Raw genomic sequence first — 223 nt, 5'->3', positions numbered from 1 at the left:
GCGCCTCCAGAGAGGCGCTTTAGAGTTCTACCGTATTCCTTCTTGTCAGAAGGCGTATTTCACTCCCAGCATACCCTGAGTGTCCCGGTAACTACCTGACCCCATCTGTTGCGCCACGTTGCCCCATGCGCTCAGATTTTCGCTTATGTGGCCCTCAACACCAGTTTTTAGCTCTGCCACATTGCGTTGCCCCTGAAGATATGCACTGCTTTCACCCATCTTC

At 52.9% G+C, this 223-nt stretch carries 1 protein-coding gene; it reads right to left on the bottom strand.

Annotated elements, in window-relative coordinates; all coding sequences use genetic code 11:
* Positions 1-45: 45 nt before the first annotated feature.
* Positions 46-219, bottom strand: a complete 174-nt coding sequence (locus tag WFN87_RS24260; protein WP_336983659.1) for an autotransporter outer membrane beta-barrel domain-containing protein — start codon at positions 217-219, stop codon at positions 46-48.
* Positions 220-223 lie beyond the last annotated feature (4 nt).

Source organism: Cedecea sp. AS113 (genome assembly GCF_037152415.1).
GTDB lineage: Bacteria > Pseudomonadota > Gammaproteobacteria > Enterobacterales > Enterobacteriaceae > Cedecea.
Note: the sequence above shows the minus strand (reverse complement) of the source record. Positions and strands in the feature narration are given on the sequence as shown.